Origin of the sequence: Dickeya undicola, from assembly GCF_000784735.1 — a bacterium.
Taxonomy (GTDB): domain Bacteria; phylum Pseudomonadota; class Gammaproteobacteria; order Enterobacterales; family Enterobacteriaceae; genus Dickeya; species Dickeya undicola.
Map to the genome: position 1 here is coordinate 173,857 of NZ_JSYG01000019.1, position 24,164 is coordinate 198,020.

General features: G+C 55.9%; 26 protein-coding genes. 15 read left to right on the forward strand and 11 right to left on the reverse strand.

The window, feature by feature from the left end; genetic code table 11:
- Window position 1: 1 nt before the first annotated feature.
- Window positions 2-823 (reverse strand): pyrroline-5-carboxylate reductase, encoded by an 822-nt coding sequence (proC, locus tag OB87_RS09470; RefSeq protein ID WP_033569197.1) that lies wholly within the window; start codon window positions 821-823, stop codon window positions 2-4.
- A gap of 33 nt (window positions 824-856) precedes the next feature.
- The gene (locus OB87_RS09475; RefSeq protein ID WP_033569288.1) at window positions 857-1,570 is read right to left on the reverse strand and encodes a YggS family pyridoxal phosphate-dependent enzyme; all 714 of its coding nucleotides are present in this window, start codon (window positions 1,568-1,570) and stop codon (window positions 857-859) included.
- 27 nt (window positions 1,571-1,597) lie between these two features.
- On the opposite strand from OB87_RS09475, the gene OB87_RS09480 reads away from it, so the two are divergent.
- Both OB87_RS09480 and yajD read left to right on the forward strand, forming a co-directional pair.
- Window positions 1,598-2,611, forward strand: a complete 1,014-nt coding sequence (locus tag OB87_RS09480) for a type IV pilus twitching motility protein PilT (RefSeq protein WP_033569198.1) — start codon at window positions 1,598-1,600, stop codon at window positions 2,609-2,611.
- 140 nt (window positions 2,612-2,751) lie between these two features.
- Window positions 2,752-3,099, forward strand: coding sequence for an HNH nuclease YajD (yajD, locus tag OB87_RS09485; RefSeq protein ID WP_033569199.1), 348 nt, complete (start codon window positions 2,752-2,754; stop codon window positions 3,097-3,099).
- A 199-nt stretch (window positions 3,100-3,298) separates the two neighbouring features.
- Here the strand turns inward: yajD and codA are convergent, their stop codons facing one another.
- The 3 genes from codA to OB87_RS09500 form a co-directional block, all read right to left on the reverse strand.
- Entirely contained in the window at window positions 3,299-4,549 is a 1,251-nt protein-coding gene (gene codA / locus OB87_RS09490; protein WP_033569200.1) for a cytosine deaminase, read from the reverse strand.
- Window positions 4,550-4,551: 2 nt separating this feature from the next.
- Entirely contained in the window at window positions 4,552-5,463 is a 912-nt protein-coding gene (locus OB87_RS09495) for a PucR family transcriptional regulator (RefSeq protein WP_033569201.1), read from the reverse strand.
- A gap of 298 nt (window positions 5,464-5,761) precedes the next feature.
- On the reverse strand, window positions 5,762-7,348 hold the full coding sequence (locus tag OB87_RS09500; protein ID WP_033569202.1) for a methyl-accepting chemotaxis protein: 1,587 nt from the start codon (window positions 7,346-7,348) through the stop codon (window positions 5,762-5,764).
- Between the two features lie 360 nt (window positions 7,349-7,708).
- Here OB87_RS09500 and nsrR point away from each other — a divergent pair, with 360 nt between their 5' ends.
- The 3 genes from nsrR to rlmB all read left to right on the forward strand — a co-directional run bounded on the left by nsrR (window position 7,709) and on the right by rlmB (window position 11,481).
- Window positions 7,709-8,134 (forward strand): nitric oxide-sensing transcriptional repressor NsrR, encoded by a 426-nt coding sequence (gene nsrR, locus OB87_RS09505; protein WP_033569203.1) that lies wholly within the window; start codon window positions 7,709-7,711, stop codon window positions 8,132-8,134.
- Between the two features lie 40 nt (window positions 8,135-8,174).
- Window positions 8,175-10,652 carry a ribonuclease R gene (gene rnr / locus OB87_RS09510; RefSeq protein WP_033569204.1) on the forward strand — a complete coding sequence of 826 codons (2,478 nt, stop codon included), beginning with the start codon at window positions 8,175-8,177 and terminating at the stop codon, window positions 10,650-10,652.
- A 94-nt stretch (window positions 10,653-10,746) separates the two neighbouring features.
- Window positions 10,747-11,481: a 23S rRNA (guanosine(2251)-2'-O)-methyltransferase RlmB gene (gene rlmB, locus OB87_RS09515; RefSeq protein WP_033569205.1), complete on the forward strand. Its 735-nt coding sequence runs from the start codon at window positions 10,747-10,749 to the stop codon at window positions 11,479-11,481.
- Between the two features lie 98 nt (window positions 11,482-11,579).
- Here rlmB and OB87_RS09520 read toward each other — a convergent pair whose 3' ends face one another.
- From OB87_RS09520 to OB87_RS09530, 3 genes are all read right to left on the reverse strand, one after another.
- Window positions 11,580-11,855, reverse strand: coding sequence for a hypothetical protein (locus tag OB87_RS09520; protein WP_033569206.1), 276 nt, complete (start codon window positions 11,853-11,855; stop codon window positions 11,580-11,582).
- Window positions 11,856-11,865: 10 nt separating this feature from the next.
- Window positions 11,866-12,264 carry a biofilm peroxide resistance protein BsmA gene (gene bsmA, locus OB87_RS09525; RefSeq protein ID WP_050515684.1) on the reverse strand — a complete coding sequence of 133 codons (399 nt, stop codon included), beginning with the start codon at window positions 12,262-12,264 and terminating at the stop codon, window positions 11,866-11,868.
- Between the two features lie 138 nt (window positions 12,265-12,402).
- Complete coding sequence (locus tag OB87_RS09530) at window positions 12,403-14,343, reverse strand: methyl-accepting chemotaxis protein (protein WP_033569208.1); 1,941 nt, start codon at window positions 14,341-14,343, stop codon at window positions 12,403-12,405.
- Between the two features lie 225 nt (window positions 14,344-14,568).
- Here OB87_RS09530 and yjfP point away from each other — a divergent pair, with 225 nt between their 5' ends.
- The 6 genes from yjfP (at window position 14,569) to OB87_RS09560 (ending at window position 17,458) form a co-directional block, all read left to right on the forward strand.
- On the forward strand, window positions 14,569-15,318 hold the full coding sequence (yjfP, locus tag OB87_RS09535; RefSeq protein ID WP_033569209.1) for an esterase: 750 nt from the start codon (window positions 14,569-14,571) through the stop codon (window positions 15,316-15,318).
- A 207-nt stretch (window positions 15,319-15,525) separates the two neighbouring features.
- A complete protein-coding gene (rpsF, locus tag OB87_RS09540) occupies window positions 15,526-15,918 on the forward strand; it encodes a 30S ribosomal protein S6 (protein ID WP_012768533.1) in 393 nt (130 codons plus the stop codon).
- 5 nt (window positions 15,919-15,923) lie between these two features.
- Window positions 15,924-16,244: a primosomal replication protein N gene (gene priB, locus OB87_RS09545; protein WP_026594838.1), complete on the forward strand. Its 321-nt coding sequence runs from the start codon at window positions 15,924-15,926 to the stop codon at window positions 16,242-16,244.
- 4 nt (window positions 16,245-16,248) lie between these two features.
- Window positions 16,249-16,476 carry a 30S ribosomal protein S18 gene (gene rpsR, locus OB87_RS09550; protein WP_000135199.1) on the forward strand — a complete coding sequence of 76 codons (228 nt, stop codon included), beginning with the start codon at window positions 16,249-16,251 and terminating at the stop codon, window positions 16,474-16,476.
- A 41-nt stretch (window positions 16,477-16,517) separates the two neighbouring features.
- Window positions 16,518-16,967 carry a 50S ribosomal protein L9 gene (gene rplI, locus OB87_RS09555; protein ID WP_033569210.1) on the forward strand — a complete coding sequence of 150 codons (450 nt, stop codon included), beginning with the start codon at window positions 16,518-16,520 and terminating at the stop codon, window positions 16,965-16,967.
- Between the two features lie 116 nt (window positions 16,968-17,083).
- Entirely contained in the window at window positions 17,084-17,458 is a 375-nt protein-coding gene (locus OB87_RS09560; RefSeq protein WP_033569211.1) for a DUF488 domain-containing protein, read from the forward strand.
- Here OB87_RS09560 and OB87_RS09565 read toward each other — a convergent pair.
- Entirely contained in the window at window positions 17,442-18,149 is a 708-nt protein-coding gene (locus OB87_RS09565; RefSeq protein ID WP_033569212.1) for a LysM-like peptidoglycan-binding domain-containing protein, read from the reverse strand. The two genes, OB87_RS09560 and OB87_RS09565, sit on opposite strands and share 17 nt — an antisense overlap.
- A 226-nt stretch (window positions 18,150-18,375) precedes the next feature.
- On the opposite strand from OB87_RS09565, the gene fklB reads away from it, so the two are divergent.
- Both fklB and OB87_RS09575 read left to right on the forward strand, forming a co-directional pair.
- Window positions 18,376-18,996 (forward strand): FKBP-type peptidyl-prolyl cis-trans isomerase, encoded by a 621-nt coding sequence (gene fklB / locus OB87_RS09570; protein ID WP_033569213.1) that lies wholly within the window; start codon window positions 18,376-18,378, stop codon window positions 18,994-18,996.
- A gap of 294 nt (window positions 18,997-19,290) precedes the next feature.
- Window positions 19,291-19,650 carry a DUF2502 domain-containing protein gene (locus OB87_RS09575; protein ID WP_033569289.1) on the forward strand — a complete coding sequence of 120 codons (360 nt, stop codon included), beginning with the start codon at window positions 19,291-19,293 and terminating at the stop codon, window positions 19,648-19,650.
- 104 nt (window positions 19,651-19,754) lie between these two features.
- Here the strand turns inward: OB87_RS09575 and ytfE are convergent, their stop codons facing one another.
- Window positions 19,755-20,420, reverse strand: a complete 666-nt coding sequence (ytfE, locus tag OB87_RS09580) for an iron-sulfur cluster repair protein YtfE (protein WP_033569214.1) — start codon at window positions 20,418-20,420, stop codon at window positions 19,755-19,757.
- Window positions 20,421-20,554: 134 nt separating this feature from the next.
- A complete protein-coding gene (locus tag OB87_RS09585) occupies window positions 20,555-22,504 on the reverse strand; it encodes a bifunctional 2',3'-cyclic-nucleotide 2'-phosphodiesterase/3'-nucleotidase (RefSeq protein ID WP_033569215.1) in 1,950 nt (649 codons plus the stop codon).
- A 234-nt stretch (window positions 22,505-22,738) separates the two neighbouring features.
- On the opposite strand from OB87_RS09585, the gene cysQ reads away from it, so the two are divergent.
- Together cysQ and OB87_RS09595 are read left to right on the forward strand one after the other, a co-directional pair.
- Complete coding sequence (cysQ, locus tag OB87_RS09590) at window positions 22,739-23,479, forward strand: 3'(2'),5'-bisphosphate nucleotidase CysQ (protein WP_033569216.1); 741 nt, start codon at window positions 22,739-22,741, stop codon at window positions 23,477-23,479.
- 417 nt (window positions 23,480-23,896) lie between these two features.
- Window positions 23,897-24,103, forward strand: coding sequence for a DUF1107 domain-containing protein (locus OB87_RS09595; protein ID WP_022634715.1), 207 nt, complete (start codon window positions 23,897-23,899; stop codon window positions 24,101-24,103).
- Window positions 24,104-24,164 lie beyond the last annotated feature (61 nt).

Consider the following 24,164-nt stretch of genomic DNA (forward strand, 5'->3'; position numbering starts at 1 on the left):
ATCAGAACAGCGATTCCATTTCTTTTGCCCGATGTACGGCGGCCTGCATGGCGTCGGCGACAATCTGGCCCAACTGGCGTTGGTTGAATACGCGCAGTGCTTCGGCGGTGGTGCCGCCTTTTGAGGTCACATTTTCCCGCAGTGTTGACAGCGGAATGTCTGGGCTGGCTTCCACCAGCGCTGCCGCACCGCAGGCTGCCTGTTGCACCAGTAAACGGGCGATGTCGGCATCAAAACCCTGACGGATGGCTTCCTGCTGCATGGCTTCCATAAACAGGAAAAAGTAGGCAGGGGCGCTACCCGCTGCGGCGATCACGCCGTTAATTTGTGCTTCGTCAGCCACCCAGCACAGTTTGCCGACACTCTTCATCAGATCCGCAGCAAAGGTACGATCGGCGGTGCTGATGCTGTCTGGGGCGTACAGGCCGCTCATGCCCTGGCCTACCAGTGATGGTGTATTGGGCATGATGCGCACGATGTTGAGCGCATCGCCCAGCAACTGACGGAAACGGGCGACGCTGACGCCAGCGGCGATGGACAACACCAGCTTGCCGCTGAAATCCACCTGCTGCGCCAGTGCTGTGCAGACGTCCGCCATCAGTTGCGGTTTGACGGCTAACACCACAACGTCAGCGTCACGGGCACAGGTGATATTGTCGCTCAGGCTGGCAACGCCATAACGAGCGGCTAACGCATCTCGATGGGTATCGGACGGTGCGCTAACGCTGACCTGGCTGGCAGGGTAGCCGCCTGCTATCAGACCGGCGATGATCGCCTGCGCCATATTGCCCGCGCCGATAAAGGCTATTTTACGGTGTTCCATCAGGTTCTCGCTGTTTTCGTCTGTCCGTTAAGGTTAACTGGCCGGTGAATGATAATCACGTGCGCCAAAAATTGCGGTGCCTATCCGCACCAGCGTGCTACCGGCCTCAATGGCGGCGGCCATGTCGTCGGTCATGCCCATCGACAAGGTATCCAAAGTGCCATAATCCGCTTTTAGTTGCAGGAAAAGTTCGGTCATTTGGCGAAATACCGCCAGTTGGCGGTCATGATCAGTTTCCGGCGCGGGGATCGCCATCAAACCACGCAGCCGCAGGTTCGACAACGGGGACACGCTGGCCGCCAGTGCGGGCAAGTCCGCAGCCAGAATGCCGGATTTGCTCGGTTCCTGGCTGATATTCACCTGCAACAGCACGTTAAGCGGCGGCAGGTGCGCCGGGCGCTGCTCGCTCAGCCGCTGGGCGATACGCAGCCGATCGATGGTGTGGCACCAGTCGAAATGCTCTGCGACCGGGCGGCTCTTATTCGACTGCAACGGCCCGATAAAGTGCCATTCCAGCGCCGTATCCGGTTGATGGGTCTGAAAATGACGAATCTTGTCGACCCCTTCCTGCACATAGTTTTCACCAAATGCCCGTTGCCCGGCTGCAATGGCTTCTTCGAGCGCGCTCACAGGTTTGGTTTTGCTGACTGCAAGCAGCGTAATGTCTTCCGGGGCGCGCCCGCAATGTTGCGCCGCTGTTGAGATTTTTTGCCGGACGTCCTGTAGGTTTTGCTGGACTGTCGATATCGTCATCATGGTTCAGGAGGCCAATCAATGGATGTGAGTGAATGGGTGCGGTCTAGTGTAAAACAGAATGTGTCTGATCTGCACCTGTGCAGCGGTCATCCGCCGGTTTGGCGTATCGACGGGCAACTGGTGGCGGATGCTGCGCAGCCGCCATTGCACAACGACGATCTGGAACAATGGTGCAGCCGCTGGCTGGAACCGGCCTGCGAGCAGCAGCTACGGCAAAACGGGCAGGCCGACTGTGCGCTGACGCTACCGGAGGGCCAGCGGTTACGGGCCAATCTATTTATGCAGCGCCACGGCCTGTCGGCAGCGCTGCGCCTGATCCCGTCACATCAGCCAGATCTACAGACGCTGGGCGCGCCGCCTGTAGTCGCCGAGTTAGCCGACCGTCCCGATGGCCTGATTCTGGTGACCGGCGCGACCGGCAGCGGTAAATCTACCACGCTGGCGGCGATGATAGCCTCGCTCAATCAACGCCGTGCTCGCCACATTATTACGCTGGAAGACCCGATAGAGTTCCTGCACACCAGTCAGCGCTGTCTGATCCAACAGCGGGAGATTGGCCGTCACAGCGATGCGTTCGCCAGCGCGCTGCGCTCTGCGCTACGCGAAGACCCGGACGTGCTGCTGCTCGGTGAGTTGCGCGACAGCGAGACGATTCGGCTGGCGCTGACGGCGGCGGAAACCGGTCATCTGGTGCTGGCGACGCTGCATACCCGGCGGGCGGTGCAAGCGGTGGACCGGCTGGTGGATGTGTTTCCCGCTGAGGAGAAAGCCTTTGTTCGCACGCAATTGGCTGGCAGTCTACAGGCGGTGGTGGCGCAGAAACTGCTGCCGGGCGCGCAAGGCGGGCGTGTGGCGCTGTTTGAAGTGCTGCTCGCCACCCCGGCGGTCAGCAACTTGATCCGCGAAGGCAAAACCCACCAGTTACCGAGCCTGCTGCAAACCGGCAGCCAGGCCGGAATGCAGACCTTTGAACAGAGTTACCAGCAGCAATGCCGCGAGGGGATGCTGCGGCCTGAAATGAATGCCGGTTAATTCTGGATGTCAGGGGGCATGATGTGTTGCATCCATCGGTTGAATTCACCGTGAGGAACAGACTACGACGAACAGGCTCTTTCTGTCCCATATATGGGATATATTGTAAAATTATCTCTTTATAACAGGTGGCATCAGCAATGGCTTTGATCCCAAAAAACTACTCGCGGCTGGAAAGCGGTTACCGTGAGAAAGCACTAAAAATCTATCCATGGGTGTGTGGGCGCTGCTCACGGGAGTTTGTTTATTCAAACCTACGCGAATTAACGGTTCACCATATCGATCACGACCATACCAATAACCCGGAAGATGGCAGCAACTGGGAGTTGTTGTGTCTGTATTGTCATGACCACGAACACGCGAAGTACACTGAAGCCGAGCAGTACGGTACAACCGTTGTGGCGGGGGAAGATGCGCAAAAAGATATTGGCGCAGCAACCTATAATCCCTTTGCCGATTTAAAGGCGATGCTTAATAAGAAGAAATAGTGCCAGCAACGTCCGCTTCACGCACAACGCTGCCTACCAGCTTAGGTCAACCTCTGCGCCGTAAGCGTGCAGTTCAGGTGTGAGCTAATACGGTTGATGCATAGCATTGAATGAGCCCATTCCTGTGCGGGTGCAACGAAGCGCCTGTTTCAATAGGCGCTTCGTCACGCTCATTTGGTCACGCGTATTGTGGATGATGTTAATCAGGTTGATGGTTCGGATACCGAATTCGCTCCGGTTCACGCTGCATAATGACCTTGCCGTGGCGTATCGACAGGCGTGCCTTGGCCTGTCGCCGTACCGCTTCGTAGTCGTTTTCTGCTTCCAGAATCAGCAGGTTGGCTGGGCGGCCGACAACGAGGCCGTAGCGTTCGCCCAGATGCAGCGCTTTGGCGCTGTTGTCGGTCACGAAATCGAGACAACGCTGCAAATCCTGATACCCCATCATGTGGCAGATATGCAGCCCGGCGTCGAGAATACGCAGGATGTTGCCATTACCTAAGGGATACCAGGGGTCTTTGATCGAGTCCTGTCCGAAGCAAACGTTCATCCCGGCGCGGTCCAGTTCGGCGACGCGGGTGACGCCACGGCGTTTGGGAAAGGTGTCGAAGCGCCCTTGCAGGTGAATGCTTTCGGTCGGGCAGGAGACGAAGCTGATGCCCGAGCGGCGCAGCAGGCGGAACAGTTTTGAGCAGTAGGCGTTGTCATAAGAGCCCATCGCCACGGTGTGGCTGGCGGTGACGCGCTCGCCCATCTCTCGCACCCTGGCTTCTTCCGCCAGCACTTCCAGAAAGCGTGAGTTCGGATCGTCGGTTTCATCGCAATGTACGTCCACCAGACAACCGGTGCGCTCCGCCAGGTCCATCAGGAATTTCACCGAGCTGACGCCCTGTTCACGGGTGTTCTCAAAATGGGGAATACCGCCGACCACGTCAGCACCCAGCGCGATGGCGCGCTCCATCAACTGACGGCCTGCCGGGTACGACTCGATGCCTTCCTGCGGGAAGGCGACGATTTGCAGGTCGATCAGTTCCTTCGCCTCTGCTTTAATCTCCAGCATGGCTTCCAGCGCCGCCAGCGATGGGTCGGTCACATCAACGTGGGTACGCACATGCTGGATGCCGTGGTCGCGCAACATGCCGATGGCGGTATGCGCCCGGCGTTTGGTGTCTTCGTGGGTGATGACCGCCTTGCGCTGGCTCCAGCGTTCAATACCTTCAAACAGTGTGCCGCTCATGTTCCATTCCGGCTCGCCCGCAGTGAGGACGGCATCAAGGTGAATATGCGGTTCCACCAACGGCGGGATCGCCAGTTGCCCGGCGGCGTCGATCTCTCCCGGCATCGCGGGCTGCGTGGCGGGCTGGGGGGTAATCGCGGCAATCAGGCCGTCTTGCAGTTGCAGTGTGTGAAGCCCGGCCTGATGACGCAAGGCGGCGTTGATAATCTTCATAATCACTCCTGTGAGGTGGTCTTGAATGACGGCATGGCGCTTCCCTGAGTCTGTGAGCCAGACAGACGCCAGACTAATAGCGCGACGGATGCATTGAGGCGAAACAACGGTTCGCTCAATGTGCCGCCCGACAGCTGTTCGATGCGTTGCAGTCGCTGGTGCAACGTATTGCGGTGGATCGCCAGCCGCTCGGCAGCTTTGATCAGGTTACCGTTTTCCTGCAATACCGCATCCAGGGTTTCAATCAGCAAATGTGGTGATTGGCGATGCTTTTCTATCAGGTTACCCAGTACATCGTGCATAAAGCGGGTCAGTAATGTCGGGTCGCTGACGGACGTCAAGAGTTGCAGCACCCCCAGCTCAGTGTAGTCGCACAGGCCTTTTTCCGGGCGCAGACTTTCTGCGGTTTTAAGCGCTTGTCGGGCTTCGCTTAGCCCTCGCTGATAGTGCTCGGCCGCACTGACTGGGCCGGAGATCCCGCCAAACAGCGTCAGTGGCGCGATATCGATGTTGATTGCCTGACGCAAGGCGGCAAATGTCTGTTGTCCACCGTGCAGTAGTGCACTGTCGGCTGGCAGCACCAGCAGGCCGAGGTCGCCCAGCATCACTGGTGGCAGGTTCTCCGCCATGTGTTCCTGTAACTGTTGTTGTAACCGCTGGCGCGCGTCGTGCAGTTGCGCTTCCGGGCAGCCAGAATGCGACGAGGAAAACAACGACGGCATCCCGGACAGACGCCAGGCCGTTACCCGATGAGGCTTGTCCAGCTCTAGCTGTAGCCAGGCGGCGCGCCGATGAAGGAGGGGCCAGTCCGGATGATCGCTGGTCAGCAATTGAAGCAGAATGTCGCTTCGCCATCTGTCCCGGTCACTCTCGGTATGATGATGAGGTGCGTTGTTGTGATGAAATACCGGCATGATGGTCCCTCTGGTTTGCCCCGATACGGAGAACAGCAATGTCCGTGCAATGACGTCCTGAACGTTACAACAGCAAGGAGTGTGAGCAAGGAATGTGCCGCTTTTGCTGTTAGCGATAGTTGGGCGCTGAGGGGGATATCTTGTGCAGGTTGCATAGTTTGGTGCTGAAAACAGGCATGTTATGCCCGTTTATTGTGCGTTGTGCTGCATTATGCACTGGAAGCGTGAATCGGCCTGGCTGCTGCTCGGTGTAATGGCAGTGACCGGTAGCTGGTCACTGCCAAAACAAGGGTGAGAATTAACGTGATTGCAGCAGTGCGGTGTGGTCTTCGATTCGGAACATGGCCATCGCCTGCACTAACTGGCGAGATTGCTCTTCCAGCGATTGGGTGGTATCGGCGGAGGCTTTGACCAGCGAGGCGTTCTGCTGGGCCACCTTGTCTATCTGAGTGAAGGCGATATTCACCTGTTCGATGCCGCGATGCTGTTCCTGAGAAGCATAGGAGATCTCTTTCATCAGGCTGGTGATACGGTTGATCTCTTCTGCCACGTCATCCATGGTTGCACCGGCTTTGGCGGCCAGTTCCAGTCCTTCTGATACGTGGGTTTGAGAATCCAGAATCAGGGTACGGATCTCTTTAGCGGCCTGCGCGCTGTGCTGTGCCAGACTTCGCACTTCGCCTGCCACCACCGCGAAGCCTTTGCCTTGCTCACCCGCACGGGCTGCTTCCACTGCGGCGTTCAGCGCCAGAATGTTAGTCTGGAAGGCAATGCCGTCGATAACACCGAGAATATCGCTGATCCGTTTAGCACTGGCGGCGATTTCACGCATTTTTTCCACCACGTAGTTAACGGATTCGTTGCCGCGGTCGGTGGTGTCGGAAACCTGATTGGTCAGCTGATGAGCCAGCTCGGCGTTATCGGCGTTACGTTTAACCGTCGCGCTCAGCTCTTCCAGACTGGCGGCGGTCTGTTCCAGTGCGGCGACCGAATCTTCGGTCCGTTCCGCCAGATTACGGTTACCGCTGAATAACTCGCGGCTGCCTTGATCGATCTGATGACTGGCGTCACGCACCTGACTGACCGAATCCAGCAATCCCATTTGCATACGCTCGATAGCATCGCTCAGCCGACCCAGTTCATTGTTGCCCCCTTGAGTAATGCGGCGGGTCAAATCACCGGAGGCGACGTGCTCCAGTTGTTCAATGGCCTGATCCAGCGGTTTGAGCAGCATGTGGCGCAGCGCCAGCCAGCCCAGCAGCACCAGCAACAGAGAGAGCAGGCAGGCGAACGCGATCAGCATCAGCATGATCCGCTCGTTTTGATTAGCCTGTTGGATATGTTGTTCAGAGAGTTGCTGGGAGTAGCTGCGGAAGTTCTGGATGGATTTATCAAATGCGTCGCTCAGAGGCGTCAGGTTGTTTTCCAGCAAGGTGTAATATTCGTCGGTGTACTGCTTTTTCAGGGAGTCCAACATCGGTTTCAGCCCCTGATTCAGGTAGTCCTGATAACTTTTCAGTACCTGTTGTGCCAGCTTTTGCTCCTGTTCGCCAGTGGTCCCCACACTGCTGAACTGGTGAATCTCCTTTTCCGATTGCTGTACATAGCCTTCCAGCTTTTCGGTTTCCTTGGCACCGACGTCCAGCAAACCGATTTCGATTTTGCGCACCGCCAATGTTGCGGAAGCTCTGGCTCGCAGCGTCAGGTTATAACCATTCATCAATGCGCCCAATTGTTCACCCTGAATCTGATTGAGCGCCATCAGGGAGGCTCGGCTCTTGTTGATGGCCTGAATCCCCATACCGCTGACCAGCAGTAACAGCAGGGTGATCACGGCCAGCAATGTCAGCAAGCCGGTACGGATGGAGAGATTTTTCAAACGCATGGTTCATTTCCTAAGTGTGTGCAGAGCAAAAAACCACTGACAGAGCCTGTTTCTGGCTCGCCGTACGTTAAGGTCTTACAGGGTTATTTTTGTTCAGAACATAACAGATGAAACAGCATGTTAGGAAGCATGATTCTCTTATCTTTTGTGAATGGAAATGCATGGACTCGGGGAATTCCACTTTGGAAAGGATCCGTTAGCGCTAAATAAATTCGCCCGGCGTTGATCACTGGTTTATCATCTGCTGATAAAAAATGAACATGGCGGGCGCGAGCCAGGGCTAACGAGCGCTATCCCGGTTCCAGCACGCGTTTTTCGGCGCGGTCGAATGGCTGCCCGGCACGGTAACCAGAGGTCTATGTGCAGTTAACCAGTTTTACAGATTATGGTTTGAGGGCGCTGATTTATATGGCGTCATTGCCAGAAGGCAAAATGACCAGCATTTCAGAAGTGACGGAAGTGTATGGCGTCTCACGTAACCATATGGTGAAGATCATTAATCAGCTGAGCCGCGCCGGGTTGGTCATGGCAGTGCGTGGCAAAAACGGTGGTATCCGGCTGGGCCGCGATCCATCCTCTATTCGCATTGGGGATGTGGTGCGGGAACTGGAACCGTTGTCGCTGGTGAACTGCAGCAAGGAGTTTTGTCATATCACCCCCGCCTGCCGCCTGAAGCAGGTGCTGCAGCAGGCCGTACAGAATTTCCTGAAGGAACTGGATAATTACACGCTCGCCGATATGGTGGAAGAAAACCCGCCCCTCTATAAATTACTTCTGGTTGAATAAGCCTGTTCAGCCGCCTGCTGATGACAACGGAGGAACCGCAATGTCACAAGATCCGTTTCTGGAACGTGAAGCAGAAAAATACGAATTCCCTATCCCCAGCCGTGAATACATTCTTGAGCACCTGGCAAAACGGGACACGCCCATCAGCCGTGAGGAACTGGCCGCTGACCTGCAATTGACCCATGATGAGCAACTGGAAGCGTTGCGTCGTCGGTTGCGCGCGATGGAGCGTGACGGTCAATTGGTGTTCACTCGCCGCCAGTGCTACGCGCTGCCGGAAAAACTGGATCTGCTGCGCGGCACGGTGCTCGGCCACCGCGATGGCTTCGGTTTCCTGCGGGTGGAGGGGCGCAAAGACGATCTTTACCTCTCCGCCGAACAAATGAAGACGGTGATCCACGGCGATGTGGTGCTGGCCCAGCCGTTGGGTGAAGACCGCAGAGGGCGACGCGAAGGGCGCATTGTGCGTATTCTGGAGCCTCGCACCAGCCAGATTGTCGGGCGTTATTTCACCGAAGCCGGTACTGGTTTTGTGGTGCCGGATGACAGCCGACTGAGTTTTGACATCCTGATTCCGCCGGAGTTTATCGCGGGTGCCCGTATGGGCTCTGTGGTGGTGGTGGAATTGACCCAGCGCGCCACGCGTCGTACCAAGGCTATTGGCAAGATCGTCGAGATCCTCGGCGACAACATGGGAACCGGGCTGGCGGTGGATATCGCGCTGCGTACCCATGAAATTCCGCATAGCTGGCCGCCCAAGGTGGAAGAGCAAGTGGGTGACCTGACGGACGAAGTACCGGAAAGCGCCAAGAAAGGCCGGGTTGATCTACGTTCCCTGCCGCTGGTGACCATCGATGGCGAAGACGCACGCGATTTTGACGATGCGGTGTACTGTGAGAAAAAACGCGGCGGCGGTTGGCGGCTGTGGGTGGCGATCGCCGACGTGAGCTATTACGTGCGCCCCGGCACGGCGTTGGATCATGAAGCCCGTGCGCGCGGCACCTCGGTGTACTTCCCGTCGCAGGTAGTGCCGATGTTGCCGGAGGTCCTGTCCAATGGGCTGTGTTCGCTCAACCCGCAGGTGGATCGCCTGTGTATGGTGTGCGAAATGACGGTTTCCACCCAAGGGAAACTGTCCGGTTATAAATTCTATGAAGCGGTGATGAGTTCTCACGCCCGTCTCACCTATACCAAGGTGTGGAGCATTCTGCAGGGTGACGAGGCGCTGCGTGAGCACTACCAGCCGCTGGTGGCACCGCTGGAAGAACTGCACCGGATGTATAAGGTGCTGGAACATGCCCGTGAGGTGCGTGGCGGCATCGCTTTCGAAACCGAAGAAGCCAAATTCATTTTTAACGCCGAACGCCGCATTGAGCGGGTGGAAGCGGTGGTGCGCAACGATGCGCACAAGCTGATTGAAGAGTGCATGATTCTGGCGAACATTTCGGCGGCGAAGTTTGTCGAGAAGAGTGAAGAACCGGCGCTGTTCCGTGTGCATGACCAGCCCAGCGAGGATCATGTGCTGGCGCTGCGCAGTGTGCTTGGCGAACTGGGGCTGACGCTGAAAGGCGGCATGAAACCGCAGCCGAAAGATTACGCTGAACTGATGGATTCCATCGCCGACCGGCCGGATCACGAAATGCTGCAAACCATGCTGCTGCGTTCGATGAAACAGGCGGTGTATGACCCGGAAAACCGCGGTCACTTTGGCCTGGCGCTGACGTCGTATGCGCATTTCACCTCGCCGATTCGGCGTTACCCGGACTTGTCGCTGCATCGTGCCATTAAGTACCTGCTCAGTGACCGTCAGGCTCGCTGGACGAATAGCGGTGGCTGGCACTCGGATTTCAACGAGATGCTGCAATTGGGTGAACACTGTTCGATGACCGAACGCCGGGCTGATGAAGCCACGCGCGACGTGGCTGACTGGCTGAAGTGCGACTTCATGCAGGATCATGTCGGTGAAGCCTTCACCGGTATTATCTCCAGCGTCACCGGTTTCGGTTTCTTTGTGCGCCTCAACGACCTGTTTATCGATGGTCTGGTTCATGTCTCCACGTTGGATAACGACTACTATCGTTATGACAATGTTGGCCAGCGCTTGATCGGCGAATCCCGCGGTCAGGTATATCGGTTGGGGGATGAAGTGCAGATCCGCGTTGAAGCCGTGCATATGGATGAGCGCAAGATCGATTTCGCCCTGGTGTCTTCCACCCGTAAGGTGCGCGGCGAAGGTAAAACCGCGCGCGATCGGGCGAAGAAAGGCGGTGACGCGGATGCAAAACCGCCACGTCGTCGTCGTACCGGTCAGCGGGCCAACTTTGAGCCGGATAGCGCATTCCGTAGCGAGGGTGACGGTAAACGTCAGCCTGCTGGCAAAGGCAAGGATAAAGATAAAGCGAAAACTGGCGGCAGGAAGAAGACGGCAAAAACGCAAAAGAACGCGGAAAAAACGCGTAAAATTGCCGCCGCCACGCGTGCCAAACGTGCCAGCAAAAAAAAGAAGCCGACGGAGTAACGGACGTCGGCTGACCATTGTACCTGTATGTATCACGGGCAGCCGGGTCGGCTGCCCTGTTAACCTGTTTGACGCGTATTATTGAAGAGTATTAATGAGCGAAATTATTTACGGCATCCATGCGGTGAAAGCACTGCTGGAGCAAGACCCTCAACGTTTTCTGGAAGTGTTCACCCTTAAAGGACGCGAGGATCGCCGCCTGCAGCCGTTGATCGCCGAGTTGGAAGCCAACGGCATCGCGGTACAGGTCGCTAACCGCCAGTGGCTCGACGACAAGGTGGAAGGCGCGGTGCATCAGGGCATTGTCGCTCGGGTGAAAGAGGGACGACAGTATCAGGAAAACGACCTGCCGGGTTTGCTGGCGTCGCTGGATACCCCGTTCCTGCTGGTATTGGATGGCGTAACCGACCCGCACAACCTGGGAGCCTGCCTGCGCAGCGCTGACGCAGCGGGCGTTCACGCGGTGATTGTGCCGCGCGATCGGTCGGCTCAGCTCAATGCCACCGCGAAAAAGGTCGCCTGTGGTGCGGCAGAAACCGTACCGCTGATTCGGGTGACCAATCTGGCGCGGACGTTGCGTTTCTTGCAGGAGCAGAATGTCTGGATCGTCGGCACGGCGGGCGAAGCGGATCACACCCTGTATCAGAGCAAACTGACCGGCCCGATGGCGCTGGTGATGGGCGCGGAAGGGGAAGGGATGCGCCGCCTGACCCGCGAACACTGCGATGAGCTGATCAGCATCCCAATGGCGGGCAGCGTGTCGTCGCTGAACGTGTCGGTTGCTACCGGTGTTTGCCTGTTTGAGGCGGTACGTCAGCGCTCGGCGTAATCATGCGCAGACGCTAAAAAACGGATGTCAGGAAAGGCTTCCGACTGGCAGGGCAACCGCGGTAGGTTGCCCTGTTGCTATCAGGTTCAGGATGGGGATTATTTTTTCAGGCTGGCGAGTTTTTGTTCTACGGCTGCGCACCACAGCACGGAATTGCGCGATGGCCAGGAGGCCGAAGGCAGTCGGCTTTCTACCGCCTGTTGCCACACCAGTGACCCCACTTCCACATCACCCAACAGACCGCGAGTGTTTACCTGCATTTCAACCCAGACATTCCATTCCGGGCTACGGCAGGGGTACTCCGAGGCCGTTGCTACACCGCTAATACCGGTTGTCAGCAGTAACAGGGTGATGGCGGCAATCTTTGTTTTCATCCTTATCCTCTTAATCTTTTTTGGGCGCTGATTCGGCCTGGTTTTTAACGGTGGTGGCGGCAGACGGCCGGTAGAAGATTGCATAGCCGTGCCAGTTATCCCGCCGCACATGTTCGTTTTCTGTCAGGCTGACCACCCGATAGTAAGGCACACCATGTGCGTTAGCCTGACGCTGTATTTCCCGTACCGCATCATCCAGACTGCCACGCACATCGACTGAAACCGAACCGACTTTTTCCAGCAGATAGCTCTGCTCTCTGGACACTTCCACCGCCTGTTCTGTAGGCGGTGGCGGTGGAACCGGTTTACCGGCCAGCAATGTGCAGCCGCTGATGAGCAGCGACAGTAAGGCACTCAGCAGTACTCGGTACAACGGCATAACGCGTAATCGCCATGATGGGCGTGTCATCAGGTCCGGCTCTGGGTGGATGCTTCTGGATGGATATAGTGTAACCCCTTGAGACAAACAGGGATACCGCTGGCATGTAACGGGGGATAAACCGCCGAAGCGGACCTCTGCCGGTGGTCGGCAGAGGTGGCGTCACGATTAGGGGTGGATGCGGAACACGCTGACCACATCACTCAGATGATGGCCTTTCTCGCGTAGGCCCTGCGCGGTATTTTCTGAGTTCTGCACCAGCGATGCGTTTTGGTTGATGGCCTGTCCAATCTGGTTGATAGCCACGTTAACCTGTTCAATGCCCAGCGACTGCTCGCGCGAGGCGATATCGATGTCGTTGACGATGGTACTGACCTGTTGGATGCGATGCAGCAGGTCGTCCATTACCGAACGGGTTTTTTCCGAGAAACGGTAGCCGGTTTCGATTTGATGCAGCGACTCGGCAATCAGCGCTTCGATTTCCTTTACCGCCGAAGAGCTACGCTGGGCCAGCGAGCGGACTTCGGCGGCAACCACGGCAAAGCCTTTGCCGTGCTCACCGGCGCGTGAGGCTTCTACCGCCGCGTTGAGCGCCAGAATATTGGTCTGGAAGGCGATAGACTGAATGGTGGTGGTGATGTCAGCAATCTTCTGCGACGAGCGTTTGATTTCGCTCATGGTTTCTACCGAGTCCGTCACCGTGATGCTGCCGTTTTGCGCGGCACTGGCGCTTTCCGCCGCCAGTCCTTTAGCGGCGGAAACGTTGTCGGCATTCTGTTTCACTGTTGAGGACAACTGTTCCATCGTCGCTGAGGTTTCTTCCACACTGCTGGCCTGACGGGAAATCTGCTCGCTGATGTTGCCGCTATCTTCGGCCAGCGCGTCAGTACCGGCGGCGATCTCTTCCGCGGCGTCGCGCACCTGAGACACCAGGCGGGTCAGGCCGTGGCCCATACCATTGATAGCATCCACCAGTCGGCCGACTTCATCCTGGCTTTTTGTGGTCAACGTTGCTTGCAGGTTACCCGCCGCGAACTGTTCCGCCACCTTCACCACTTCATCCAGCGGGCGACTCAGCCAGCGGCGGGTAAGGTAGACAAAGAACACGGCAAACAGCACCACCAGCGCGATGCCGCCACCCAGAAACAGATTACGGATCGTGTTGATTTCCGCCAGCAGGCTGGCTTTGCTGATGGTGCCGACCACGACCCATTTCCACTGTGGCACGTTGTGATACACCATCACCTGGGTACGGTCATCACCGCTCAGGTTGTTGTCATCGTATACCAGCCTGCCATTGTCATTTTTCAGCACTTGTTGCAGCGTATCGCCAGACCAGTCCGGTTTTTTCCCGGTCTGTGTCGGGTGCACCAGGTAGGTTCCTGCCGTCGCACCTGACTTGCTGAGCGCGATAAAGTGGCCGGTATCACCAATACGTTTATCCAGAATGCGTTTTTGCATCTGGGCAAATTCTTTGCTGATATCAATCCCCACGAACAAAATGGCGATTACGCTGCCACTGGCGTCGGTGACCGGTTTGTACTGGGTGATATATTGTTTGCCAAACAGTACGGCCAGGCCGCTGTAGGACTTGTTGCCGGAGATAGACGCGAACGCCGGGCTGGCGCGATCCAATTTGGTGCCGATGGCGCGTGAGCCGTCCTCCTTCTTCAGCGACGTGGTGACGCGCACGAAGTCATCGCCGTCACGCACAAAAATGGTAGAAATAGCGCCAGTACGGCTGAGAAAATCATCGGTGACAGCGGTGTTCATGTTAAGAACGGTATCACCGGATTTCAGGGTTGGTGCAGTCGTGCCGCTGATAGGCAGGCGCGCCTGATTATCCACGGTAAAACGAGAAGGAAGAAAGCTGGCAAACAGAGTGGTATAGCTGTCGACGCTGGCCTGTAGGCTCGTGTCGTACATAGCAATCATATCTGTAATACCTGTAACCTGACTTTCCATGTCATGCATTGTCAATGATTCCAGTTTCTCACCGGCCGAGCGCGTCAGGCTGAGGCTGAATGCGATAAACAGCACGGCCACGCTCAGGGAGGCGATAACTGAAAGTTTGACACCGAGGCTCCAGCGTCTAAAAGCAAGCTGCATGATAGTTCTCTTTATTGTGGGGATGGATGGGTTACTTAATGCCGTTAACGGCAAAAAAGTGCGAAATTTTACACTAACTGGTGCTTTTGTAACTAATTTGATCAAGATCATTGCGATCTGTTTTTCTGTGTGTCGACTAGTTGTTAATGGTTAAATGATATACAGCATAATTGTAGGTGTTTTTTACGGTTTTACCTGTTGATCAACGAAGGAAGGAAGACGGTGATGATCGAAATGGGCAATGAGAATATTTCAGGCATAGAGGTGTTACATGCCTTTCCATCTGGCAGCAGAACGAGGCCGCTACCCACCATTTTCTTCTTTCATGGTTATACCTCGTCAAAGGAAGTCTACGCGTATTTCCCCTATGCGTTGGCGAAGGCTGGGTTTCGCGTTATCGCGCCGGATGCGTTGATGCATGGCGCACGCTTTGACGGCGATGAAGCGCGTCGCTGGCGCTGTTTTTGGGATATTTTTCTGAGTAATGTCAGAGAGCTGCCACACCATCTGGACTGGTGCCGTGAACAAGGGCTGATTGACGGGGATCGGGTCGGGATTTGTGGCGCATCAATGGGGGGAATGACCGCATTGGCTGCGATGACACAATACCCCTGGCTACGAGCTGTGGCCTGTTTTATGGGCTCCGGATACTTTTCATCGCTGTCGCAGACGCTGTTTCCGCCGGTCGCGCCGGAAGAACCTGAAGCGCAAGCACAGCTACAGGCGCTGGCTGATCGCGTCGCACCCTTTGATGTGCAGCATCAACTGGACAAGATTTCCGACCGGCCGCTGCTGCTCTGGCACGGCCTGGCGGATGAACTGGTGCCAGCCCAGGAAAGCGTGCGATTGCACCGGGAGTTAACCGCTCGCGACGCTCATCAGCACCTGACTTACCTGACCGAGGCCGGTATTGGTCACAAGATCACCCCGACTGCCCTACAGGCTGGCGCGGACTTTTTCTCGCGTTCTCTCTGATTTACCCGTTTCTGGCCCGTCAATGACGGGCTATTTCTCAGGCCCAGTTCCTTCATGATCAAAATCAGCGATACGGCTTGTTTTCCCATGAGGTGCTCATTATAATTACGCGTCATTTTTTTCAGCCGTACACACAACACGTTCCTTGCTTCCATGGGCCGCGGCTGACCCTGACAGGAGGCTGAATAATCCGTAAGGAGCAATTCGATGCGTCATTACGAAATCGTTTTTATGGTTCATCCTGACCAGAGCGAACAGGTTCCGGGCATGATCGAGCGTTACACCGGTGCTATCACAGCAGCGGAAGGCAAGATCCACCGTCTGGAAGACTGGGGCCGCCGTCAGCTGGCTTACCCGATCAACAAACTGCACAAAGCACACTACGTTCTGCTGAACGTTGAAGCGCCGCAGGAAGTGATCGATGAGCTGGAAACTAACTTCCGCTTCAACGACGCCGTTATCCGCAGCATGGTTATGCGCGTTAAACACGCGGTAACTGAAGCATCTCCGATGGTGAAAGCGAAAGACGAACGCCGTGAGCGTCGTGACGAATACGCTGAAGCTGATGATGATGCTGAAGTTGGGGATTCTGAAGAGTAATTGTTGTGGTGACGGCGAATCGGCTGGAGCTGTCGGGCACGGTGTGCAAGACGCCTATTCGAAAAGTCAGTCCGTCAGGTATTCCTCACTGCCAGTTTGTGCTTGAGCACCGCTCAGTGCAGGAAGAAGCCGGACTTAGCCGACAAGCATGGTGCAGAATGCCCGTCATTGTCAGCGGACACCCGTCACAGGCATTTACCCACAGTATAACGGTCGGTATGCAACTCAGGGTTCAGGGGTTCATTAGTTGCCACCAAGGGCGCAATGGCCTGAGCAAAGTGGTGCTGCATGCCGAGCAGATTGAATTGATTGATTCTGGAGACTAGCCAAATGGCACGTTATTTCCGTCGTCGCAAGTTCTGCCGTTTCACCGCGGAAGGCGTTCAAGAGATTGACTATAAAGACATCGCTACGCTGAAAAACTACATCACTGAAAGTGGTAAAATTGTACCGAGCCGCATCACTGGCACCCGTGCAAAATACCAGCGTCAACTGGCCCGCGCTATCAAGCGTGCGCGCTACCTGTCTTTGTTGCCGTACACTGATCGTCATCAGTAATCGGCCACTGTCCATTAACGAGACTTTGAGAGGATAAGGTAATGCAAGTTATTCTGCTGGATAAAGTAGCAAACCTGGGCAGCCTGGGTGATCAGGTTAACGTTAAAGCGGGCTATGCTCGTAACTTCCTGGTTCCGCAGGGCAAAGCTGTGCCGGCAACCAAGAAAAACGTTGAGTTCTTCGAAGCCCGCCGCGCTGAACTGGAAGCCAAACTGGCTGACGTTCTGGCTGCTGCTGAAGCCCGCGCTGAGAAAGTCAACGCATTGGCTTCTGTGACTATCGCTTCTAAAGCGGGTGACGAAGGCAAACTGTTCGGTTCTATCGGTACTCGCGACATCGCTGACGCGGTTACCGCTGCGGGTGTTGATGTTGCTAAGAGCGAAGTTCGCCTGCCGAACGGCGTTCTGCGCACGCTGGGTGAGCACGAAGTGAGCTTCCAGCTGCACAGCGACGTATTCGCTAAGCTGAACGTTGTTGTTGTTGCTGAGTAATTTTTACTTCGCTTCACCGCAACGCGTAAAACGCTGGCCTTGTGCCAGCGTTTTGCATTGGTAAATAGGTTAAAGAGGCCTATCATCAACGTGTGTATCACTGAACGATATGCGAGATGAGCGAACTGGTCCAATTGATGCGTGTCTATGATGCGCACCCTCCTTTTTCTTCTCCCTCGTTTTTGGTCGATCGGCTGTGGCCGCGTGGCATTGCCAAAATCCGTCTGCCCGATGTCGTCTGGCTTAAAGACGTAGCACCAAGCCATGAATTACGGCGTTGGTTTCACGCTAATCCAGTGCAATGGGAAACATTCGTCGGGATGTACCGTGCGGAGCTGAGTCAGCATACTGCGTGGCAGCCTCTGGCGGCATTATTGCATCAGTCGCAGCCGATAACCCTGCTATATGGCAGCCGGGATACGGAGTGGAATCATGCGGTGGTGTTGCGTGATTTCTTGATAGAGCAGGCGGAACTCAGCGAACGCGAATGAAGGAACCGTCCTGCTGGCGAACAAACTGCACCTGCTGACCGTCTTGGGTGTCAAGCTCAAGCTGGCTCACCATTCCTTGCGCGTTCAACTGTAGCCGGACTTTCTGCCCGGCCCGCAGGTTGCTGAGCGGCTTGCTTTGCCCTTCCACCTGCGCCATGGCGAAGACATCGTTGACAGGAAGATTGTTGTCGCGAAATAGCTGGGCCAGCGTCTGGCCGGAGGCGATCTGATAGGATTGCCAGTTGGCATCAGGCGTCGCGGGGCGCGGTGTCTGACTGGCGGTGACGGTCGGATCGACCAATTGCGCCTGTATCGGCGCAGTTTGAGAAGTGAGTGGCACATCCACCTGTCTGGACGGTGCAGTCGCTGGGGGAGACACCGGCCACAGCAGCACCAGCAACAGTAAGCACAGCAAAATCAGAATACAACGACGGTGAAAATAGGGCAGCGGTTCCATCCAGCTGAAATCATCCGGCAGATGCCAAAGCGTTCGCAGCCAGGGTTGCGGCTTGCGATGCTTGCGGCGTGGCACGGGGGCCGGGTTAACCGCCTCCGCCTCGTCTGCGCTTTCTTCCGGTTCACCGGGAATGCCCTTGCGTTGACGCCATTGAGCCAGCCAGTTCTGGCAGGATTGCCATAGCGTCAGGTGATTCCAGGTGGATTGCTTTCTCCTGGGCGCGATTCTGCCCATGGTGACCTCTCTTAGAACCGTATAAAGGTGAAAACAACCCAATTATATCGGTAATCAAGGACAGATAACCAGTTAAGGTCATCACCATGAGGTATAGCCGCCGCAAACATGAGCGGTTTAACCTCGTATTGGTTGGCAAGAGGGGGGGATCGCGACAGAACGTTTTACCCTCAACCGACTCACTGCTATGCTGCGCTTTCGTATTTTACAGATTAAAGGAACATTCATGACAACGCCTTCTTATGACAGCGTCGAAGCGCAGGCAAGCTACGGCATTGGCTTGCAGATTGGTCAACAACTGCAGGAATCCGGTCTGGAGGGGTTGCTCCCCGATGCGCTGGTAGCGGGTCTGTGCGATGCGCTGGCAGGAAAAGCGCCTGTAGTGCCGGTTGATGTGGTACATCGCGCGTTGCGTGAAGTGCATGAGCGGGCGGATGGGGTGCGTCGTGAGCGTCAGCGTGAGCAGGCAGCGGAAGGCCAGCGCTTTCTGGAAGCTAACGCCAGCAAAGACGGCGTGAGCAGCACCGAAACGGGCCTGCAGTTCCGTGTACTGACTCAGGGCGAAGGTGCGATCCCGGCGCGTCAGGATCGGGTGCGGGTTCACTACACCGGTCGCCTGATTGACGGCACCGTGTTCGACAGCTCTGTACAGCGTGGCCAGCCAGCGGAGTTTCCGGTTAGCGGCGTAATTCCAGGGTGGATCGAAGCACTGACGCTGATGCCGGTTGGTTCGAAGTGGGAACTCTATATTCCTCAGAACCTGGCGTATGGTGAGCGTGGCGCGGGTGCGTCCATCCCGCCATTCAGCACGCTGATTTTTGAAGTGGAACTGCTGGAAATCCTGTAAGTTTCTCTGCCGGGTACGTCGTGACCCGGCATATTTTCTGTTTTTCTATCATGGTATTAGCTGCCATAGCCTCATCGTTTTTATCCCACTGATTCCGTGCTGTGTAACCAGCCGATACACCTCGTAACGGCAGCCTGACGATAGCTTCGGCTATGCTGACGTCAAGAGGCGGCACCCACCCTGAATTGCTTTCCTAAAGGTATTAATATTTAGCCATTTTCTGATAGCGGCTAATTGCGGTGCGCCGTATAAGTGAGTCATCCGCCGCATCGCGGTGAAGCAGAGGTCAGCATTATGATTAAGCCACTTTTATTGGGTGCCATTATGACGGGTGTGCTGTTGTCGGCGATGCCCGCCGCACAGGCCGACAGCCTGAGTCTGGCGCTGCCGGGTGTGTATCTTCACATCGGTGATCGTGACGATCGTGGCTATTACTGGGACGGTAATCGTTGGTGCGATCCCGACAGCTGGTATGAGCGTCGGCACCATCATGCCCGCCAGGTTTATTACTACGCACCACCACCGCCGCCGCCACGTGTTGTGGTGATTGAACGCCCGCAACCGGTTTATGTTGTCCCTGCCGGGCCACGCGGTCCGGGGCCTGGCCCAGGATGGGGCGGCTGGGGCCATCATGGCGGTGGCCCGCGCTGGTAAGCCGGGCGGCCGATAACGAAAAGACCAAAACCGCGCTAAAATGGCGCGGTTTTTTTGTGGCTGTAGGTACGGTGTGATCGAGAGGCGCTGACGAATAATGCCAATTACTCGCCCCGTAGTGCCCGTGGAAATAGCTGATTGTTTTCCAGATGGATGTGCTCCATCAGGTCGTCGATAAACTCGTTGATGCCAGTATACAGTGCTCGCCAGGTAGTGCAGGCATTGGCGGGTGGGGTAACGTCGTTGGTGATGGTTTTGACTACTTCCAGTTGCTGACCGGCGTCATCATGTTCATGTTCCATTACCGAAATCGGTCCGCTGGCTTGTGCCCCCATACCGGACTGAATCATCGGGAACAGGATCCGTTCCTCTTTCATCATGTGCTGCGCCAGATCGTCGTGAATCAGCATCAGTTGATGGGTCAGCCCATGCGGGCAGGCCGGTTTGTCGTGGTGCACGCGCTCCACTTTTTCGGCCATACGGATCAGTTCCGGCAACTGTTCACGGTGACGGTCGTGGAAACGGCTGATGATGTGTTGGATCATCTCGCTCAGCGAGGCCTGCTGCCAGTCTTTTTCCGTTGACGGCTGCGCCGCCAGATCGGCCAGACGCGATTCCAGTATCTCAATATCCAGCGCCTGTTTGCTGGCGGCGCGTAGCAGCGTCTGTTTGCCGCCACAGCAGAAATCGAGATTGAATTCACGAAACAGCGCGGTAGCGCGAGGGATGGTGATGGCCAGTTCGCCTAATGATTGGTCGCGATAATGCATGATGGGTCCCCCCGGACGGTGTAATTAATAAAGTGTATTTTAAATGCATCTTTTAAAATTAGCTATCCCTCAAAAGGATTACGGTGGGGAATGCGGGGAAAAAAAAACCGCGCCGGTAGCGCGGTTTGACAGGGTTACTGTTTTTGCAGGTCCAGACGGTAGACGGCAAAGCCGATGTCGTCGTTACCTACCAGCGTTAGCGGGTACTGCGATTTTTCCTTGATGAACGCCGCTGCTTTCGGCGACGGCGATGTTTCCACTCGGATATCCAGCGGGGTATCGCTGACTATTTTTGCCAGACGCCAGTTATTGTCAGCAGCCGGTTTTACCTCGCCGACTTTTTTCGTTTCGGCGCTGATATAGGCGGCCAGTACCGCGCGGTTTTCATCCGGTGAGGCGAACGCGACCTGTTTTTCGCCGGTGCCAGCGAATTTCTCGCCGTAGGCGCGGTAGTTGTTGGTGGCGATCAGGAACGTGGCCTGCGGATCGATGGGTTTGCCTTTGAAGGTGAGATCCTTGATGCGATGCGCGCTGCCGTTGATTAACTGGCACTCGCCGTCGTAGCGGGCGGGCTGGGTGACGTCGATCTGATAGTTCACGCCGTCAATAACGTCAAAGTTGTAGGTGCGAAAGCCTTCCCAGTTGATGAGCGACTGCGGCTCGCGCTTGTGCACGTCAATCTGGTTGAACTGACCGGCGGAGCATTCCAGCCATTCCCGTACCTGCTCGCCTTTCACTTTCACCACCACCAGTGTGTTGGGGTAAAGATAGAGGTCGGCAGCGTTACGGAAGGTCAACTGGCCTTTTTCCACTTCCACGTAGCTGGCCGGGTCGTTCTTGCGACCGCCCGCTTTGAACGGCGCTGCTGCCGACAGTACCGGCAGTTCCGCCAAATCCGGGTCGCCCTGAATAAAATGCTCGACGTAGGCTGTCTGCGCGTTGTTGACGATCTGCACCGTTGGGTCGTCCTGAATCAGCGACAGGTAGCTGTACATGTTGTCGGAAGCTTTGCCGATCGGCTTACTGACGAACTCGCGGGTTTTCTGGTGGGCGTCCGACAGCACGTTGACCAGTTGCGGGTCTTCCGCCGCCAGCGATTTCTTCTGCGCTTTGTCGTAAATCGGGCGGGCTTCCGCCTTGCCTTCGGTCACTTTCCACTGGCCGTTGTCGTTGTTCAGTACCAGATCCACCACACCGAGATGGTCACCCCACTGGCCGGGCATCACGGCAGGTACGCCGTTCAGCGTGCCTTTTGTGATATCGGCACCTTTGATGCTGACGAAATCCTTACTCGGGAATACCGCGTGGGCGTGGCCGAACATAATGGCGTCAATACCGGGAATTTGGCTTAAGTAGTAGACCGAGTTTTCCGCCATCGCTTTGTACGGTTCTGCTGACAGGCCGGAATGCGGTATAGCAATCACCACGTCAGCGCCCTGTTTGCGCAGTTCCGGCACCCATTTTTTCGCGGTTTCGGTAATATCCGCGACCGTAACTTTGCCGCTCAGGTTAGCTTTGTCCCACACCATGATTTGCGGCGGCACGAAGCCGATATAACCGATGCGCAGCTCGTGGGATGTGCCGTCACGGTCTTTCACCGTTTTCTTTTCGATCAGATAAGGGGTAAACAGCGGTTTGCCGGTTTTCGCATCCAGCACGTTGGCGTTGATATACGGAAAATGGGCACCGGCCAGCGCGTTGTGCAGGTAATCCAGCCCGTAGTTGAATTCGTGGTTACCGATATTGCCGACCGCATAATCCAGCGTGTTCATCGCCAGATAGACCGGGTGAACCTCACCTTTCTTCAACCCTTTGGCGGCGGCGTAGTCGCCCAGCGGGCTGCCCTGAATAATGTCGCCATTGTCCACCAGCACGCTGTTGACGGCTTGCTGACGGGCAGCTTGAATCAGGCTGGCGGTACGGACCAGTCCGAATTTATCCGTTGGACTGTCTTTATAGTAGTCATAGTCCATCATATTGCTGTGAAGATCGGTGGTTTCCAGCACCCGTAAATCGACAGTGGCTGCCTGAGTGACGTTAGCGATGGTTATCGCGAGCAGGCTCAGCACCAGCTTATGCTTCATAAAGGTCGCTCCTGTGACGAGGTATTAATATGGCAACGCCTGCGCAGTCGGGCGGTTGTCCAACAATGGCGGCGCGGCCAGAATGTGTATCGCAGATTTTGATGAATATCGTGTTAAATATCAGCCTAAATCGTGAAGCATGACATAGAATTCCGGGGCTGCCATAAAAATGGCTCGGTGCGTGCGCTGTTACAGCACCTGACACATGGCCTGTACGTATAATGAGGTGAAACGATGTTAGAACAGATTTGCCAACTGGCACGTGAGGCGGGAGACGCCATCATGCAGGTTTATAATGGTCAGCAGCCGCTGAATGTGGCACTGAAGAAAGATGACTCGCCGGTAACCGCTGCCGACCTGGCTGCGCATCAGGTCATTGCGCGTGGATTGGCCGAACACTACCCCGAAATGCCGATGTTGTCGGAAGAGGACCCGCAAGCCTGGTCTGAACGTCAGCACTGGCAGCGTTACTGGCTGGTGGACCCGCTGGACGGCACCAAAGAATTTATTAATCGCAATGGCGAGTTTACCGTCAATATCGCGCTGATCGATAACGGCAAACCGGTGCTGGGCGTGGTATACGTGCCGGTGACCGGGGTGATGTACGCCGCAGCGGACGGTAAGGCCTGGAAGGAAGAGGGCGGGAAACGTCGCGCCATTCAGGTAAAAGACGCCAGGCCACCGCTAGTCGTGGTGAGCCGCTCTCATGCCGACACTGAGCTGGACGATTATCTGCGACAGTTGGGCGAACACCAGACTGTGTCGATTGGCTCGTCGCTGAAGTTTTGTCTGGTGGCGGAGGGTAAGGCCCAGCTTTACCCGCGTTTCGGGCCGACCAATATCTGGGATACCGCTGCTGGGCACGCGGTGGCGCTGGCCGCCGGTGCACAGGTGCATGACTGGCAAGGGCGCACACTCTCCTATCTGCCGCGTGAATCCTTCCTGAATCCGGGTTTTCGCGTTTCTCTGTTCTGATTCCCTTTCCGGCCGCTTCGGCCGGACTGTTCCTGATGATAGCAACGGCAGACGATGAGCCTGCCGTGCTCTTTTCCCCTTTTCTTGTTTGTCTTTACGCCGCTGTCGGCGTGCTGTCGTTTTTTGGTCATATTTTCACGGTAGATTGGCGGCCGTTGATGCAGTCACTGCGGCGTATGTGAGTTTGCGGTATATCGCACATACGGTAATAACTTGAAGGTTTATACTGATTTAAAAAGTATGGCATTCATCTGTTCGGTAAAAGTATGTAAACGCCGTAAATAATTCTGTCATTGCGGGAACTAACCGTAGGATAAAGACACTAACCAGTTGTACGTAATTGCCACGCTGAACATTATCCGACCTTAATGAGGAACGGCGAGCGTGGTGGAGAAAAAACGGGAGGAGAGGAAGACGATGAGGATCTTCGAACGTTACAACCCCCTGAAGGTCGCCAAGTATGTGAAAATCCTGTTTCGTGGAAGACTCTACATTAAAGGGGTTGGCGCTTTTGAGTTTGATCAGGGCCGCATTCTGTTGCCAAAAACGCAGGATAAACAGCATCTGGTGGTGATGTCTGAAGTCAACCGTCAGGTACTGAAGTTGCAGGCTGAACTGGGTTGAGGACATTGCCCCAGCAGCAGGAAAACGGCCCGTTAACGGGCCGTTGCTATTTGTTGGGGAG

Bases quoted from the DNA above. Each gene is read 5' to 3' on its own strand.
- proC (WP_033569197.1), bottom strand. From the start codon at position 823: ATGGAACACCGTAAAATAGCCTTTATCGGCGCGGGCAATATGGCGCAG.
- OB87_RS09480 (WP_033569198.1), top strand. From the start codon at position 1,598: ATGGATGTGAGTGAATGGGTGCGGTCTAGTGTAAAACAGAATGTGTCT.
- yajD (WP_033569199.1), top strand. From the start codon at position 2,752: ATGGCTTTGATCCCAAAAAACTACTCGCGGCTGGAAAGCGGTTACCGT.
- codA (WP_033569200.1), bottom strand. From the start codon at position 4,549: ATGAAGATTATCAACGCCGCCTTGCGTCATCAGGCCGGGCTTCACACA.
- OB87_RS09495 (WP_033569201.1), bottom strand. From the start codon at position 5,463: ATGCCGGTATTTCATCACAACAACGCACCTCATCATCATACCGAGAGT.
- OB87_RS09500 (WP_033569202.1), bottom strand. From the start codon at position 7,348: ATGCGTTTGAAAAATCTCTCCATCCGTACCGGCTTGCTGACATTGCTG.
- rnr (WP_033569204.1), top strand. From the start codon at position 8,175: ATGTCACAAGATCCGTTTCTGGAACGTGAAGCAGAAAAATACGAATTC.
- rlmB (WP_033569205.1), top strand. From the start codon at position 10,747: ATGAGCGAAATTATTTACGGCATCCATGCGGTGAAAGCACTGCTGGAG.
- OB87_RS09520 (WP_033569206.1), bottom strand. From the start codon at position 11,855: ATGAAAACAAAGATTGCCGCCATCACCCTGTTACTGCTGACAACCGGT.
- bsmA (WP_050515684.1), bottom strand. From the start codon at position 12,264: ATGACACGCCCATCATGGCGATTACGCGTTATGCCGTTGTACCGAGTA.
- OB87_RS09530 (WP_033569208.1), bottom strand. From the start codon at position 14,343: ATGCAGCTTGCTTTTAGACGCTGGAGCCTCGGTGTCAAACTTTCAGTT.
- yjfP (WP_033569209.1), top strand. From the start codon at position 14,569: ATGATCGAAATGGGCAATGAGAATATTTCAGGCATAGAGGTGTTACAT.
- rpsF (WP_012768533.1), top strand. From the start codon at position 15,526: ATGCGTCATTACGAAATCGTTTTTATGGTTCATCCTGACCAGAGCGAA.
- rpsR (WP_000135199.1), top strand. From the start codon at position 16,249: ATGGCACGTTATTTCCGTCGTCGCAAGTTCTGCCGTTTCACCGCGGAA.
- rplI (WP_033569210.1), top strand. From the start codon at position 16,518: ATGCAAGTTATTCTGCTGGATAAAGTAGCAAACCTGGGCAGCCTGGGT.
- OB87_RS09560 (WP_033569211.1), top strand. From the start codon at position 17,084: ATGAGCGAACTGGTCCAATTGATGCGTGTCTATGATGCGCACCCTCCT.
- OB87_RS09565 (WP_033569212.1), bottom strand. From the start codon at position 18,149: ATGGGCAGAATCGCGCCCAGGAGAAAGCAATCCACCTGGAATCACCTG.
- fklB (WP_033569213.1), top strand. From the start codon at position 18,376: ATGACAACGCCTTCTTATGACAGCGTCGAAGCGCAGGCAAGCTACGGC.
- OB87_RS09575 (WP_033569289.1), top strand. From the start codon at position 19,291: ATGATTAAGCCACTTTTATTGGGTGCCATTATGACGGGTGTGCTGTTG.
- ytfE (WP_033569214.1), bottom strand. From the start codon at position 20,420: ATGCATTATCGCGACCAATCATTAGGCGAACTGGCCATCACCATCCCT.
- OB87_RS09585 (WP_033569215.1), bottom strand. From the start codon at position 22,504: ATGAAGCATAAGCTGGTGCTGAGCCTGCTCGCGATAACCATCGCTAAC.
- cysQ (WP_033569216.1), top strand. From the start codon at position 22,739: ATGTTAGAACAGATTTGCCAACTGGCACGTGAGGCGGGAGACGCCATC.
- OB87_RS09595 (WP_022634715.1), top strand. From the start codon at position 23,897: ATGAGGATCTTCGAACGTTACAACCCCCTGAAGGTCGCCAAGTATGTG.